General features: G+C 73.2%; 13 protein-coding genes. 6 read left to right on the top strand and 7 right to left on the bottom strand.

Going from position 1 to position 14,454, the window contains the following annotated elements:
• The first annotated feature begins 56 nt into the window (after positions 1–56).
• Both galT and galK read left to right on the top strand, forming a co-directional pair.
• Positions 57–1,226 (top strand): galactose-1-phosphate uridylyltransferase, encoded by a 1,170-nt coding sequence (gene galT, locus J2X63_RS12580; protein ID WP_396133134.1) that lies wholly within the window; start codon positions 57–59, stop codon positions 1,224–1,226.
• The gene (gene galK / locus J2X63_RS12575) at positions 1,223–2,380 is read left to right on the top strand and encodes a galactokinase (RefSeq protein ID WP_309977550.1); all 1,158 of its coding nucleotides are present in this window, start codon (positions 1,223–1,225) and stop codon (positions 2,378–2,380) included. Before galT ends, galK begins: the two co-directional genes overlap by 4 nt.
• Positions 2,381–2,435: 55 nt before the next feature.
• Here the strand turns inward: galK and J2X63_RS12570 are convergent, their stop codons facing one another.
• Both J2X63_RS12570 and J2X63_RS12565 read right to left on the bottom strand, forming a co-directional pair.
• Positions 2,436–3,008, bottom strand: a complete 573-nt coding sequence (locus J2X63_RS12570) for a GNAT family N-acetyltransferase (protein WP_309977548.1) — start codon at positions 3,006–3,008, stop codon at positions 2,436–2,438.
• Complete coding sequence (locus J2X63_RS12565; protein ID WP_309977546.1) at positions 3,005–3,502, bottom strand: YbaK/EbsC family protein; 498 nt, start codon at positions 3,500–3,502, stop codon at positions 3,005–3,007. The genes J2X63_RS12570 and J2X63_RS12565 overlap by 4 nt, the downstream gene beginning before the upstream one ends.
• Before the next feature lie 57 nt (positions 3,503–3,559).
• Here J2X63_RS12565 and J2X63_RS12560 point away from each other — a divergent pair, with 57 nt between their 5' ends.
• Positions 3,560–4,855, top strand: coding sequence for an APC family permease (locus J2X63_RS12560; protein WP_309977544.1), 1,296 nt, complete (start codon positions 3,560–3,562; stop codon positions 4,853–4,855).
• Positions 4,856–4,881: 26 nt separating this feature from the next.
• The gene (locus J2X63_RS12555) at positions 4,882–5,418 is read left to right on the top strand and encodes a gamma carbonic anhydrase family protein (protein ID WP_309977542.1); all 537 of its coding nucleotides are present in this window, start codon (positions 4,882–4,884) and stop codon (positions 5,416–5,418) included.
• A 43-nt stretch (positions 5,419–5,461) separates the two neighbouring features.
• Here the strand turns inward: J2X63_RS12555 and J2X63_RS12550 are convergent, their stop codons facing one another.
• The 5 genes from J2X63_RS12550 to glyA form a co-directional block, all read right to left on the bottom strand.
• Positions 5,462–6,793: a DUF6716 putative glycosyltransferase gene (locus J2X63_RS12550; RefSeq protein ID WP_309977540.1), complete on the bottom strand. Its 1,332-nt coding sequence runs from the start codon at positions 6,791–6,793 to the stop codon at positions 5,462–5,464.
• Entirely contained in the window at positions 6,790–7,665 is an 876-nt protein-coding gene (locus tag J2X63_RS12545; protein WP_309977538.1) for an N-acetylneuraminate synthase family protein, read from the bottom strand. Before J2X63_RS12545 ends, J2X63_RS12550 begins: the two co-directional genes overlap by 4 nt.
• 4 nt (positions 7,666–7,669) lie before the next feature.
• Positions 7,670–8,995: an acylneuraminate cytidylyltransferase gene (locus tag J2X63_RS12540; RefSeq protein ID WP_309977537.1), complete on the bottom strand. Its 1,326-nt coding sequence runs from the start codon at positions 8,993–8,995 to the stop codon at positions 7,670–7,672.
• A 184-nt stretch (positions 8,996–9,179) separates the two neighbouring features.
• On the bottom strand, positions 9,180–10,064 hold the full coding sequence (locus J2X63_RS12535) for a bifunctional methylenetetrahydrofolate dehydrogenase/methenyltetrahydrofolate cyclohydrolase (RefSeq protein WP_309977535.1): 885 nt from the start codon (positions 10,062–10,064) through the stop codon (positions 9,180–9,182).
• 8 nt (positions 10,065–10,072) lie between these two features.
• Positions 10,073–11,347 carry a serine hydroxymethyltransferase gene (glyA, locus tag J2X63_RS12530; RefSeq protein ID WP_309977533.1) on the bottom strand — a complete coding sequence of 425 codons (1,275 nt, stop codon included), beginning with the start codon at positions 11,345–11,347 and terminating at the stop codon, positions 10,073–10,075.
• Between the two features lie 292 nt (positions 11,348–11,639).
• Between glyA and J2X63_RS12525 the strand changes: the two genes are divergently transcribed.
• Together J2X63_RS12525 and J2X63_RS12520 are read left to right on the top strand one after the other, a co-directional pair.
• Positions 11,640–13,316, top strand: a complete 1,677-nt coding sequence (locus tag J2X63_RS12525) for a family 20 glycosylhydrolase (protein WP_309977530.1) — start codon at positions 11,640–11,642, stop codon at positions 13,314–13,316.
• Between the two features lie 197 nt (positions 13,317–13,513).
• On the top strand, positions 13,514–14,347 hold the full coding sequence (locus tag J2X63_RS12520) for a DNA/RNA helicase (protein WP_309977528.1): 834 nt from the start codon (positions 13,514–13,516) through the stop codon (positions 14,345–14,347).
• The last annotated feature ends 107 nt before the right edge of the window (positions 14,348–14,454 follow it).

The following is a 14,454-nucleotide window of genomic DNA, read 5'->3' as shown; positions in this document are numbered from 1 at the left end:
CTTTGCAATACGAAACCCCGGTTGTTTGCGAAACGAAAGTCGCGTAGGGTGTGCGCGTGCCCGATACCGAACCAGACGCCACCGCGGGGCTCGACGCCATCGTCGACCCGCGCATCGCCGTGCGCCCCACGACGCTCGCCGACGGCCGCGAGCTCATCTACTTCGACGACGCCGACACGACGCTGCCGCCCGAGCGCGCCGTCGACGCGCGCACGCTCGACCCTCGCCCTGCCACGGCCCGCATGCGACAGGACCCGCTCACCGGCGAGTGGATCTCGATCGCGGCGGCCCGCCAGAACCGCGTGTTCCTCCCGCCCGCCGACGCCGACCCGCTCGCGCCGCAGACGGCCACGAACCCGTCCGAGATCCCGAGCAGCTACGACGTGGCCGTCTTCGAGAACCGCTCGCCGTCGTTCGGGCCGGAGCTGTCCGACCCGGCCGCTCCTGCCGCCGACGCCCTGGCCTCGCTCCGCAGCGTCGGGCTCGAGCGCACGCTCACGTCGGTCGGGCGCTGCGAGGTCGTCTGCTTCAGCCCCGAGCACGAGGGGTCCTTCGGCACCCTCGGCGTCTCGCGGGCGCGCACCGTGATCGAGGCGTGGGCGCAGCGCACCGCCGCGCTCTCGGCGCTGCCCGGAGTGGAAGAGGTGTTCCCCTTCGAGAACCGCGGACGTGAGATCGGCGTCACGCTGCCGCATCCGCATGGCCAGATCTACGCCTACCCGTACGTCACGCCGCGCACCGAACGCCTGCTCGCCGCGATCGACGACTACGGCCCCACGCTCATGGCCGACATCCTCGAGCGCGAGCGCAACGGGCCGCGCGTGCTGCTGAGCGGCGAGCACTGGACCGCGTTCGTGCCGTTCGCCGCTCGCTGGCCGATCGAGGTGCACCTGCTCCCCCACCGGCACGTGCCCGACTTCGCGGCAACGACCCTCGCCGAGCGCGATGAGCTGGCTTCGCTGTACCTCACGTTGCTCCGCGGCGTCGACCGGCTCTATGACACCCCGACGCCCTACATCGCCGCCTGGCACCAGGCCCCCGTCAGCGAGCGACGCGACGAGGTGCGGCTGATGCTCCAGCTCACGAGCCCGCGCCGGGCCGCCGACAAGCTCAAGTACCTCGCCGGCTCCGAGGCCGCGATGGGCGCATGGATCGGGGATGTCACGCCCGAGTCACAGGCCGGCGCGCTGCGCCGCGCGATCGGGGAGGTCGAGGTCGACGCATGAACGAGGTCACGGAGGCGATGCACGGGTTCGCCGAATGGTACGGACGGCAGCCCATCGGCGTGTGGTCCGCTCCCGGACGCGTGAACCTCATCGGCGAGCACACGGACTACAACGACGGGTTCGTCTTCCCGTTCGCCATCGACCAGCGCACGGCCGTCGCCCTCGGCGACCGCGACGACCGGGTGATTCGCGTCGCGTCGGGCTTCGCCCCCGACGCCGTCGAGATCCACCTCGAAGAGCTCGCGCCCGACGCGATCAGCGGCTGGTCGGCGTATCCGCTGGGCGTCGCCTGGGCGCTCGGGGAGCTGGGTGCCGACCTCGAGCACGTGCGCGGGGTCGATCTCTACGTCGCGAGCTCGGTGCCGGTCGGCGCCGGCCTCTCGTCGTCGGCCGCGATCGAGAGTGCCGTGGCGCTCGCGCTCGACGAGCACTGGGGCCTCGGCTTCGACCGGCCCACGCTCGCGAAGGTCGGCCAGCTCGCCGAGAACCGCGTGGTGGGGGCGCCGACGGGAATCATGGACCAGTCGGCGTCGCTCCTCGGCGAGGCCGACGGCGGTGTCTTCCTCGACTGCCGCAGCCTCGACGCCGACGTGATCCCGCTCGGCTTCACGGCCGACGGGCTCTCCCTGCTCGTCATCGACACGAAGGTGGAGCACGCGCACGCCTCGGGCGGGTACGCCGCGCGACGCGCATCCTGCGAGGCGGGCGCCCGCGCCATGGGCGTCGAGTCCCTCCGTGACGTGCGCCACGACGACCTCGGCCGTGCGGCCGAACTGCTCGACGACGAGACGTTCCGTCGGGTGCGACACGTGGTGACCGAGGACCAGCGCGTGCTCGATACCGTGCGCACACTGCGCGAACAGGGACCGGGCGCGATCGGCCCGTTCCTCGACGCCTCGCACGTCTCCATGCGCGACGACTTCGAGATCTCGGTGCCCGAGCTCGACCTCGCGGTCGCGACCGCGCAGGCGCATGGCGCGATCGGCGCGCGCATGACGGGCGGCGGCTTCGGCGGCTCGGCCATCGCGCTCATGATCGACGACCTCGTGCCGGTCGTCACACGCGAGGTGCTCGCGGCGTTCGCCGAGCGGGGCTACCGCGAGCCGTCGGTCTTCGTCGTGCACCCGAGCCAGGGCGCGCGCCGCGACGCGTAGGCTGCGGCCGGCGCCGGCGCCGGCGCCCGGTGCGCGGTGCCCCGTGCGTCGCGCGTCAGGACGCCGGCGGCCACTCCTCGGCGAGGATGCCGTAGGTGTATCCGTCGATCCAGCCGAGCTCGGCGTGCCACGAGTCGCGCACGCCGTGCTGCTCCCGTCGCATGCCGAGCTTCTCCATGACCCGCCACGAGGCGACGTTGTCGGCGAAGCACCCGGCGGTCACCCGGTGGAGCCCGAGTTCAGCGAAGGCGAGGTCGAGCAGGGCGCGCGCGATCTCGGTCGCGTACCCCCTGCCGGCGTGCGTCGGATCGATGCAGTAGCCGAGCTGCCCCTCGGCGCCTCGCCACGCGTCGCCGTCGAACTGGCCCATGCCGTCGCGCACGTCGAGCGAGCCTGTTCCGACGACCGCGCCGTCGAGCAGGGCGACCACGGCATGCTGGTCGGGGTCGTCGACGGTGTCCAGCCACGCCGTGCGGAACGCCTCGGGGTCGACCGTGGTGCGCAGCAGCCAGCGGATGACGTCGGGCCGGTTGCGCCAGACGAGCACCTGGTCGAGGTCGTCGCTCGTGGGCGGACGGAGCGTCAGCGGGCCGGCGGCGCGCGGCCAGGCGACCACGTCGGATGTCATGCCGAAGCCTCGACGTGGCTCGGCGTGCCGCCCGTGATGCGCACGAGCTCGTCGAACGTGGTCGGGAAGACCGTCTTCGCGTGCCCGGCGGCGGCCCACACCTCGTCGTAGTCGGCCAGCTGCACGTCGACGATCGTGCGCACCGGCGCGGGATGACCGACGGGCGCGACGCCGCCGATCACCTGGCCGGTGGCCTCCTTGACGGTTTCCTTCGATGCGCGACGGATGGTGCCGCCGAGACGTTCACCGAGCCACTCGGTGTCGACGCGGTGCGCGCCCGACGTGAGCACGAGGATCGGCTCGTCGTCGATCGTGAACACCAGGGAGTTGGCGATCTGCCCGACCTCGACACCGAGGGCGTCGGCGGCGAGCTGTGCGGTGGTCACGGCGTCATCGAACCAGACGACGCGCGGCTCGACGCCCTGCGCAGCGAGTGCGGCGGTGACGCGGTCGACGGCGGCGTGGGACGGCGTGGACGTCTGCTCGGCGGGCATGCGTCGATCCTACGATTCGGCGACGAGCACTTCACGCCCGTGGAGTAGGGTTCCCGCGTGACCGCGACTCCGCCCCCGCCCCCCGGGCGCCTGGCCCGCCGCCTCGGACTCCGCGACGCCGTGGCGATCGGCCTCGCGTCGATGATCGGCGCCGGCGTCTTCGCGGTGTGGCAGCCGGCCGCCGCGGCCGCCGGCCCGTGGCTGCTCGCAGGCCTCGTGATCGCCGCGTTCGTCGCGTATGCGAACGCGAGCTCGACGGGGCAGTTGGCCGCACGCTACCCCGAGTCGGGCGGCGCCTACCGGTACGGGCGGGAGCGGCTCGGCGAGTGGCCGGGGTTCCTCGCGGGGTGGGGCTTCGTCGTCGGCAAGACGGCGAGCTGCGCGGCGATGGCGCTCACGGCCGCCGACTACCTCGTGCCGACCGCCTGGGAGCGGCCCGTCGCCGTGGCGGCCGTCGTGGTGCTTGCGGCGGTCAACCTGCTCGGCATCACCCGCACCGCACGGGCCGCGACGGTCATCGTGGTCGTCGTGCTGGCCGTGCTCGCGCTCGTGCTCGTCGCCGGCGCGACCGGACTGGCCCGCGACGGCATCCCGCCGCAGCAGGATCTGCTGGGAGCCGCGGGCGCCGACCCGTACGGCGTGCTGCAGTCGGCGGGACTCCTCTTCTTCGCCTTCGCGGGCTACGCCCGCATCGCCACGCTCGGGGAGGAGGTGCGCGATCCCGCCCGCACGATCCCGAAGGCGATCGCCATCGCGCTCGGTATCGTCGTGGCGATCTACGCGGCCGTCGCGATCGTGCTCCTGCTCACCCTGGGCGCGGCATACCTCGCGGCCGGCGTGGACGCTCCCCTCGCCGACCTCGTCCAGGTCGGCGGCTGGGACTGGGCGGTGCCGATCGTGCAGGTCGGCGCCGCGGTCGCGGCGCTCGGTGCCCTGCTCGCGCTCATCGCCGGCATCGGCCGCACCACCCTCGCGATGGCGCGCGACCGCGAGCTGCCTGCGCCGCTCGCGGCGGTGCATCCGCGATCGCACGTGCCGTATGTCGCCGAGATCGCGGTGGCCGTCGCGATCGTCGGGCTGGTGCTCGTCGTCGACCTTCGGGGCGCGATCGGGTTCAGCTCCTTCGGCGTGCTCCTGTACTACCTCGTCGCCAATGCGTCGGCGTTCACCCAGCCTGCCTCCGAACGCCGGGTACCGCGCTGGCTGAACATCGCGGGGGCGATCGGATGCCTCGTGCTCGTCGCCACGCTCCCGGTGCAGGCCGTCATCGGGGGGATGGTCGTCTTCGCGGTCGGGGCGGCCGGCCGCCTGATCACGGCCGCCGTCCGGCGTCGACCCCGCGCCGACGGCTGAACGCGCGGCGCGCGTAGGCTGACGCCATGAGCGCCGACCCCTCCGCCCGCATCCTCACCATCGCCGGCGTGCCGGCCCCCGTCGTGAACGACGGCGCGTTCGTCGCCGCCGGTGCCGTGATCGTGGGGAACGTCCACCTCGCCGCGGGCTCGAGCGTCTGGTACAACGCGGTGCTGCGCGCCGAGGCCGAGCCCATCCGCCTGGGCGAGGACGCGAACCTGCAGGACGCCGTGGTCGGCCACGTCGACGCGGGCTTCCCGCTCACGATCGGCCGCGGCGTCTCGGTGGGGCACGGTGCGGTGCTGCACGGCTGCACCGTCGAGGACGACTGCCTGATCGGCATGGGCGCGACCGTGCTGAACGGCGCGGTGATCGGCGCCGGGTCGCTCGTCGCGGCCGGCGCGGTCGTGCTCGAGGGCACCGTGGTGCCGCCGGGGTCGCTGGTGGCCGGGGTCCCCGGCAAGGTGCGGCGCGAGCTGTCCGAGGCCGAGCGCGACGGCATCCGCCGCAACGCGACCGCGTACCTCCGTCACGTCGAGGAGCACACGGCGCCCGTCGACTGAGCCGGCCGCCGGCGGCGCCGCACGAAAACCCCGCCGGCCGGTGTCAGGGCCTCGCGCTGAGCGTCGCGAGCGCGGCACGCACTCGATGCATGCGGCGCACCACCCAGCGCACGGGCAGCGCGACCACCATCGCGGCGGCGCCTCCCGGCGACCGGTCGTGGGGTCCCAGCATCCGCCGGCGCTCGTACGCGCGCCGCACCGCGCCGCCCACCCGGTTGTGCCGACGCGGCGGCAGCGGCAACGGCTCGACCCGGCGGCGTTCGACGAGCTCCACGAGTCGGGCGAGCCAGTCGTCGGCGGCCGGCCCGTGGAAGTAGTTGTCGTCGAGCCACGCCGGATCCGGATCCCTCGCGGCCCCGGCCGCCACGTCGTCGGCGCCGCCGAACAGGCCGCTGCCGACGAACACCGTGTTGATGAGCCTCGGGCCCACCCCGAACTCGTCGACGACGAGCGCCGGCACCCCCTCGGCGATCGCCTCGAGCACCGCCGTCGAGCTCACGGTGACGAGCGCTGACGCGCGCGCCAGGTGCTCGGCCATCGGGCCGTCCTCGACGACGAGGTTGGGGGGCATCGAGCCTCCGAGCTGCGCACGCACGGTCGGGTCGGCGAGCAGGTCCGCGTAATCCCAGCTCTCGGCGTGCGTCTGGGCCTCGCCGGCGCGGGCGCGCACCTTCACGACCACGCGTCGGTTCGGACGGCGGCGCGCGGCATCCGCGAGCCAGCCGAGCAGGCGCACCCGGTCGTCGCGCTCGGACGGCACCTTTGCCTGCGCGGCGAAGACGAGGTCGGTGCGCTCGGGCCGGATGCGCTCGGGCCCGTTCGGAGCGGGCGCGGGCGGCCGCGATCGCGCGGCGGCCGGCTCGAGCTCGCGCGCCGCGACCCGGAGGAACGGCAGGGTCGCGAGACCGAGTCCGACGGGCACCCCGAGCTCGTCGGCGATCGCGCGGAACTCGCGCACCTCGCGCCGGCTGTGCAGCACGATGAGGTCGGTGCGCTCGCGGTAGATCACGGCCTTCCGTGCCGCGGGAATGGTCAGGCCGGGGAATCCGGTCGCGATCACGGGGCGGCCCGCCCGTTCGCCGACGACCGGCACGACGACGCGCACGAGCGGACCCCGCAGCGCGAGCAGCACGGCATCGGGCCGCAGCCCGTCGACGAGGTCGCCCAGCGCGTCGAGCTCGACCACCGCGACGTCGGCGGGCGCGAACCGCGTGCCGGCGAGCGCGACCCGCAGCTGGCGTGCGCTCGGTTGCGCGGGCGTCGCGACGACGACGAGCCGCGCCTCCCACTCGTCGGGCAGCTGCGACGCGAGCGCCGCGCCCCACTTCACGTACGAGTCGGTGTCGGCGACGACGAGCAGCGTGCCACCGGTCACGCGGGCACCCTGCGGAGCTTGGCGCGCGGGGCCTCCTCGCCCGGGAACACCCGCTTCACGCCGTCGCCCATCGCCTCGCCGATGATGCGGATGTCGCGCACGAGGTGCTCGAGGCCCTGCGGCTCGAGCGAGGCCGCCTGGTCGCTCCCCCACATCGCCCGGTCGAGCGTGATGTGCCGCTCGACGGCCACGGCGCCGAGCGCGACGGCCGCGAGCGAGATCTGGAGTCCCCGCTCGTGCCCCGAGTAGCCGATCGGGACGCCGGGATACCGGTGCTGCAGCCGGCCGATCATGCGCAGGTTCGCCTCCTCGGCGGGCATCGGGTAGCTCGACGTGGCGTGCATGAGCACGAGCCGCTCGGTGCCGAGCGCCTCGACGGCGCGGTCGATCTCGTCGAGGGTCGACATGCCGGTCGACAGGATGACGGGCTTGCCCGTGGCGGCGACGGCCTCGAGCAGCTCGAGGTCGGTCACCGACGCCGAGGCGATCTTGTGCGCCACGACATCGAGCCGTTCGAGGAACTCGACCGAGGGCACGTCCCACGGCGACGCGAACCAGTCGACCCCGGCGCGCAGCGCATAGGAGGCGATCTCGAGGTACTCGGCCTCGCCGAACTCGACGCGTCGGCGGTAGTCGAGGTAGGTCATCGTGCCCCACGGCGTCTCACGGGGCACGTCGCGCATGTGCTCGGGCGTCGCGATCTCGGGCGTGCGCTTCTGGAACTTCACCGCCTGCGCGCCGGACTCGACCGCCACGTCGATGAGCCGCTTGGCGATGTCGACGTCGCCGTTGTGGTTCAGGCCGATCTCGCCGATGACGTAGACGGGCATTCCCGGGCCGACCACCGATCGACCGATGCGCACAGCTGCCATTCGCTCACTCCTCCTCGTCGCGGGCGCCGGTCGCGCCAGCCCTGGTCCTCGCTCCGACGATGAGGTCGGTGAGCTCTCGCACCGCGCCCTCCCCGCCGCGGCGTTCGAGCACGTGCCTGGCCGCAGCGCGCACGTCGGGCACCGCGTCGGCGACCGCGACGGGCCAGCCGACCTCGGCGAGCGCGGGCAGGTCGCCGCGGTCGTTGCCGAGGTAGGCGATGCGGTCGAGGCGGATGCCGCGTGCCGCCGCCCAGTCGCGCAGCACCGCGCCCTTGTCGGCGACGCCCTGCGCGCACTCCACGCCGAGCTTCTCAGCCCGGCGCCCCACGACCGGGTTCTCCTCGGCCGACAGGATCAGCACGGGAACGCCCGCCGCCCGCAGGCGTGCCACGCCGTGCCCGTCGCTGCGGCTCACGCGCACGGTCTCGCGCCCGAGCTGGTCGACCATCACGGTGTCGTCGGTGTGCACGCCATCGAAGTCGGTGACGAGCGCGTCGACGTCGACGTGCGGATGCCGCGGGCCGGCGATCCCCCGCCCGGCCTCGGCGAGCGCGGCGTCGACGTGGGGCGCGAGGGCTCGAGCGCGGTCCAGGTCGGCGGCGTCGTCGATCTCGATGGCGTGGTCGGGATGCACCGGCTGCACGCCGACGCGACCGAAGAACCGGTGCCCCGCGGCGCGGAACCCCTCGGTGCGGAACACGTAGAAGGCGCCGGTCTCGGCGAACTCGGGCTCGCGGTCCTGGCGGCGCGGCCGCTGCGCGGCGTCGTGGTTCACGCCGACCGCCCCGGCAGCGGCATCCTCACGCCAGAGGAACACGTGGGTCGGCGCGGCCGAGAACACGGCGTCGCGGTGACCGCGCACGACCTGGTCGACCGCGGCGTCGAGGTCGGCCGGGTCGATGAACGGCGACGTGGCCTGGATGAAGATGGTGACGGGGTCGACGGCGTCGAGCTGCTCGAGCGCATGCAGCACAGCCGACTCGCTCGACGCCGTCGGTCCAGCCAGGGACGCGGGACGCATGACGACCTCGGCGCCGGCGACGCGCGCGGCCTCGGCGATCGCGTCGTCGTCCGTGGTGACGACCACCCGCGCGATCCGCGCCGCAGCGAGCGCGGCCATCACCGCCCTGGCGACGAGCGGGATCCCGCCGACGCGGGCGACGTTCTTGCCCGGCAGGCCCTGCGAGCCGCCACGGGCGGGGATCACGGCCGTCGCGTGCGCGGTCGGGGCATCCGCCGCGTGCTCGACCACGTCGGGTCGGATGGCGCGGTCGGCCCCCTCCGCTCGCGCCACCCGGCCGGGCGTGACGAGGAGCTCGGCGTGGGTCATGGCGCGAACCTATGCAGCCGCGACGACGGCGCGGTGCACGGGCGGTGAACGCCGGGCGACGGTCAGGTCGACGGGTGGTGCCGAGCACGCTCGGATCGCGTTCGAGGCGGAACGAGCGGATGCCGCGGGCACCCGGCCCGCGGCATCCGCTCGCGTTCGTTCTCGCTCTGGCTCGTCGCGCGCGCTACCGGCGCAAGCGCTGCTCGGCGGCCTTCACCACGTTCGCGAGGAGCATGGCGCGGGTCATCGGACCGACGCCACCGGGGTTCGGCGAGAGGTGCCCGGCGACCTCGGCGACCGCAGGGTCGACATCGCCCGTGAGCCGTCCCTTGCCGGTCTCCTCGTCCTGCACGCGCGTGATGCCCACGTCGAGCACCGCCGCGCCCGGCTTGATCCAGTCGGGCTGCACCAGGTGCGGCACGCCCACGGCCGCCACCACGATGTCGGCCCGGCGCACCTCGGCCGCGAGGTCCTCGGTGCGCGAGTGCGTCAGCGTGACCGTCGCGTCGAGACCCTTGCGGGTGAACAGCAACCCGAGCGGGCGGCCCACGGTGAGGCCGCGCCCGATGACCGTGACATGGCGCCCGCGGATCGGCACGTCGTAGCGGCGGAGCATCTCGACGATGCCCGCCGGCGTGCACGGGAGCGGCGAGTGCAGCTCGCCCTCGATGCCCAGGACGAGGCGCCCCAGGTTCGTCGGGTGCAGCCCGTCGGCGTCCTTGTCGGGGTCGATGAGCTCGAGCATGGCGTTCTCGTCGTGCCCGGCGGGCAGCGGCAGCTGGACGATGTACCCGGTGACCTCGCGTGCCGAGTTCAGGTCGTGGATCGCCGCCCGCACGTCGTGCGTGGTCGCCGACGCCGGCAGGTCGACGCGGATCGACTCGATGCCGACCTCGGCGCAGTCGCGGTGCTTTCCCGCCACGTACGAACGCGAGCCGGGGTCGTCGCCCACGAGGAGCGTGCCGAGGCCCGGCACGACCCCGTGCGCCCGCAGCAGCGCGATGCGCGACGCGAGCTCGGACTTGACGGCGGACGCCGTGGCGACGCCGTCGAGGGTGATGGCCGTCATGCCGCTCCCTACTGCTGGAGGCCCGGGTACAGCGGGAACGCCGCCGTGAGGGCCTCGACCCGCGAGCGCAGCGCCGCGACATCCGCCTCGCCCTGCAACGCGAGCGCGATGACGTCGGCGACCTCGGTGAACTCGGCGTCGCCGAAGCCACGCGTGGCGAGGGCGGGCGTGCCGATGCGCAGGCCCGAGGTGACCATCGGCGGACGCGGGTCGAACGGCACCGCGTTGCGGTTCACCGTGATGAGCGCGTCGTGCAGGAGGTCTTCGGCCTGCTGGCCGTCGATCTTCGAGTTGCGGAGGTCGGCGAGCACGAGGTGCACGTCGGTGCCACCCGTGAGCACGTCCACACCGGCGGCGCGCGAGTCGTCGGCCGTGAGGCGGTCGGCGAGGATCTGCGCCCCGCGGATCGTGCGGGCCTGGCGGTCCTTGAACTCCTCGGATGCCGCGATCTTGAAGGCCGTGGCCTTCGCCGCGATCACGTGCATGAGCGGTCCGCCCTGCTGGCCCGGGAACACGTTGGAGTTGAGCTTCTTCGCCAGCTCGGTGTCGCGCGACACGATGAAGCCGGAGCGCGGGCCGCCGATCGTCTTGTGCACCGTCGACGACACGACGTCGGCGTGCGGCACGGGGCTCGGGTGCAGGCCCGCGGCCACGAGGCCGGCGAAGTGCGCCATGTCGACCCAGAGCTTCGCGCCGACCTCGTCGGCGATCGCGCGGAACGCCGCGAAGTCGAGGTGGCGGGGGTACGCCGACCAGCCGGCGATGATGACCTGCGGCTTGTGCTCGAGGGCCTTGTCGCGCACCACGTCCATGTCGACGAGGAACGACTCGGGGTTCACGCCGTACGAGACGGCGTTGTAGAGCTTGCCCGAGAAGTTGAGCTTCATGCCGTGCGTGAGGTGGCCGCCGTGCGCGAGCTCGAGGCCGAGGATCGTGTCGCCGGGGGTGGCGATCGCCGACAGGACGGCGGCGTTGGCGGTGGCGCCCGAGTGCGGCTGCACGTTCGCGTACTCGGCGCCGAACAGGCTCTTCGCGCGCTCGATGGCGAGCGACTCGGCGACGTCGACGTACTCGCAGCCGCCGTAGTAGCGACGGCCGGGGTAGCCCTCGGCGTACTTGTTCGTGAGCACCGAGCCCTGGGACTGCAGCACCGAAACGGGCACGAAGTTCTCGCTCGCGATCATCTCGAGGTAGTCGCGCTGGCGACCGAGCTCGAGCTCGAGAACTTCGGCGATCTCGGGGTCGACCTCGGACAGGGGGGCATTGAAGACGGATTCGGCCAAGACTGGCTCCTTATGACATGCGGACCTGAAGGGGTGCTGCTGCGAGCGCGACTCGCGCGGCAGCAGGCGCACCGGCCCAGGCGAGCGGTCGGTCCGTGCCAGTCGCTCCCCGATGGGTACCCATCTCAACGCCAGTCGCGACGCTGGCAAGCATAGCAACGGATGCCGCGAGCGGCCGTCTCGGGCTCGATCGGGACTGTCATACGGCGTCGCCGCATGGGAGGATGGACGCGACCGTGTTTGTAAGGAGTCCTGCCTTATTCGGGCGGACCGAACGACGACCAGGGGACGCATGCGCCGACGCAGCATCCGCGCCACGACCGCCGCGCTCACGGCGGTCGCCGCGCTGGCCCCCCTCGCCACCACGCTCACCGCCTGCACCGCCGACGAGAACGGAGACGCCGTGACCGGCATCGTCCCCGCCCCCACCACGTTCGAGACGCACGACGCGCCGCCGTTCCGGCTCACCGCGGAGTCCCGGCTCGTCGCCACCGGTGAGGGCGCCGCCGCGGTCGCCGAGACGTTCGCCGCGCAGGCGCGCGCCGCCACGGGCTACGCGCTGCCCGTGGTCGACGGCGAGGCTGCGGCATCCGACCTCGCGTTCGTGGTGGCCGCCGGGGAGGCGCCCGACGGGGTCGCCGGGGCCGACGAGGGCTACACGCTCGAGTCGGGCGACGAGGGCGTGCGCCTGGCCGCCTCCACCGCTGCGGGGCTCTTCCGCGGCACGCAGACGCTGCGGCAGCTGTTGCCTGTGGCGATCGAGCGGGCGGATGTCACCGGCGAGCCCGACGGCGGATGGACCGTGCCCGCGGCATCCGTCGCCGATGCACCGCGCTTCGCCTACCGCGGCGCGATGCTCGACGTCGCCCGGCACTTCCTGCCGGTCGACGACGTGCTGCGCTACATCGACGCGATCGCGATGCTGAAGCTCAACGTGCTGCACCTGCACCTGACCGACGACCAGGGCTGGCGCATCCAGATCGACGCGTGGCCCGAGCTCACCCGCATCGGCGCGTCGACCTCGGTGGGCGGTGACGGCGGCGGCTTCTACACGAAGGACGACTACCGGCGCATCGTCGGCTACGCCGCCGAGCGGTTCGTCACCGTCGTGCCCGAGCTCGACCTGCCCGGCCACACCAACGCCGCGCTCAGCGCCTACCCCGAGCTCAACTGCGACGGGGTTGCACCCGAGCCGTACGAGGGCGTCGAAGTCGGGTTCTCCTCGCTCTGCGCCTCGCCCGAGCGGGCGGAGGCCACCGACCGGTTCCTCGCCGACGTCACGCGCGAGGTCGCCGAGCTCACGCCCGGGCCCTGGCTGCACCTCGGCGGCGACGAATCGCTCTCGACCCCCCAGGCGGACTACCTCGACCTCGTACGGCGCATCGCGGCGGCCGGGGCGGCGACCGGCAAGACCGTGATCGGCTGGCACGAGATGGGCGCCTCACCGGCGCTGCCGGCCGGCACGATCGGCCAGTACTGGAGCTTCGTGGAGCCGGAGGAGGACGCGGTCGCCGCCACGCACTCGTTCGTCGCGCAGGGTGGCCGGGTGATCATGTCGCCCGCCGACGTCGCCTACCTCGACATGAAGTACGTGGACGACCCGCAGGGTCCGCTCGGCGGCACCCTCGGCCTCGACTGGGCGAAGGGGCCCACCACGCTCGACGAGGCCTACCTCTGGGACCCCGCGGCGATCGTGCCCGGTATCGGCGAGGACGAGCTGCTCGGCGTGGAGGCGCCGCTCTGGACCGAGACGATCGGCACGCTCGGGGAAGCCGAGTTCATGGCGTTCCCGCGCATCACGGCGATCGCGGAGATCGGCTGGACGGCGGCGCCGGCATCCGGCTCGGGCAGCGGCGCCGCGCTGCTCGACACGGACGCGTTCTTCGCGCGCGTGGCCGGGCTCGGCGAGCGGTGGGATGCCGCGGGCATCCGCTACTACCCGGTGCGCGGGGTGCCCTGGCGCGACTAGCGCGCATGGCGGGAGGTGTTTCGCGCCGCGGGAGGTCGCGAACGGCGCCCTCCGCCTCCACACCCGCAGGAGTCCTCCGCTCGCGTTCCGCAGGATCCTGGACGACTCCTCCTCGACAGCGGCTTCTCAGCGGCCATCGTTCGCCACCCGCTCACCAGCGTCGCTGGCCGGTGAGTTGAGTCCCCGAGACTGGCGCGATGTCATTCGAGTCGTGGCTGCAAGCTCGCGGAGGCGTCGCGCACCAGGTCGATGCGACGCGAGCCGGATTCTCCAGACATGCCATCGACACCGCGGTCCGCGCTGGCGACGTCGATCGACTCCGGCGATCATGGCTCGCACACCGGGGCGCGCCGAGTGCGCTCGCCGCCGCCGTCAGCGCCGGTGGCCGCCTCGCCTGCGTCTCGGCTGCGCACCATCTCGGACTGTGGACGTTCGACGACGCGCGGCTTCACCTGGCGGTGCCATCACATGCCGGCCGAGCGAACGCGCCGAATGCGGTGCGACATTGGGGCGCAGGTCCAGTGGCAACCCACCGCCACGAGGCGATCGAGCCCCTGCCGAACGTCCTGGCGCAGGTGGCCCGGTGCCAGCCGCTCGAACGGGCCTTGGTCGTGTGGGAGTCGGCGATCCGGAATGAGCGGATCAGTCTCGACGTCCTGCGACGAATTCCCCTCCGCGGACCACGACCTCGCGCACTGATCGAGGCGTGCTCGATGCTCTCTGACAGCGGAATCGAAACGGTTCCCGTGCTGCGACTTCGACGGATCGGGATCGACGTGCGCCAACAGGTGCGGGTCCACGGGCACCGAGTCGACGGCCTCATCGGCGACCGGCTGGTGTACCAGGTCGACGGATTCGCCTTCCATCGCGAAGCACCGCAGCGGCGTCAGGACATCGCGCACGACCGTCGACTGGTGCTGGCCGGATATACGGTCCTGCGTTACGACTACGCCCAGATCCTCTTCGAATGGCCATCCGTCGAGGCCGAGATCAGGCTCGCGGTCGCGCAGGGCCTCCATCGTGCCGCATGAACTGGGGAGGATCGTGCCCGATGGAAGGAGGACGCATGCACCGGCGGAGGGAGTGCACGCCGCGGGAGACCTCCGCTCCCGCGGATGTCCTCCGCTCGCGGTGCCTG

The sequence above is a fragment of the Agromyces sp. 3263 genome (assembly GCF_031456545.1).
GTDB lineage: Bacteria > Actinomycetota > Actinomycetes > Actinomycetales > Microbacteriaceae > Agromyces.
Note: the sequence above shows the minus strand (reverse complement) of the source record. Positions and strands in the feature narration are given on the sequence as shown.

What these genes read in the sequence shown, in the direction of transcription:
- galK (WP_309977550.1), top strand. Translation starts at nt 1,223, where the DNA reads ATGAACGAGGTCACGGAGGCGATGCACGGGTTCGCCGAATGGTACGGA.
- J2X63_RS12570 (WP_309977548.1), bottom strand. Translation starts at nt 3,008, where the DNA reads ATGACATCCGACGTGGTCGCCTGGCCGCGCGCCGCCGGCCCGCTGACG.
- J2X63_RS12565 (WP_309977546.1), bottom strand. Translation starts at nt 3,502, where the DNA reads ATGCCCGCCGAGCAGACGTCCACGCCGTCCCACGCCGCCGTCGACCGC.
- J2X63_RS12555 (WP_309977542.1), top strand. Translation starts at nt 4,882, where the DNA reads ATGAGCGCCGACCCCTCCGCCCGCATCCTCACCATCGCCGGCGTGCCG.
- J2X63_RS12545 (WP_309977538.1), bottom strand. Translation starts at nt 7,665, where the DNA reads ATGGCAGCTGTGCGCATCGGTCGATCGGTGGTCGGCCCGGGAATGCCC.
- J2X63_RS12540 (WP_309977537.1), bottom strand. Translation starts at nt 8,995, where the DNA reads ATGACCCACGCCGAGCTCCTCGTCACGCCCGGCCGGGTGGCGCGAGCG.
- J2X63_RS12535 (WP_309977535.1), bottom strand. Translation starts at nt 10,064, where the DNA reads ATGACGGCCATCACCCTCGACGGCGTCGCCACGGCGTCCGCCGTCAAG.
- J2X63_RS12525 (WP_309977530.1), top strand. Translation starts at nt 11,640, where the DNA reads ATGCGCCGACGCAGCATCCGCGCCACGACCGCCGCGCTCACGGCGGTC.
- J2X63_RS12520 (WP_309977528.1), top strand. Translation starts at nt 13,514, where the DNA reads ATGTCATTCGAGTCGTGGCTGCAAGCTCGCGGAGGCGTCGCGCACCAG.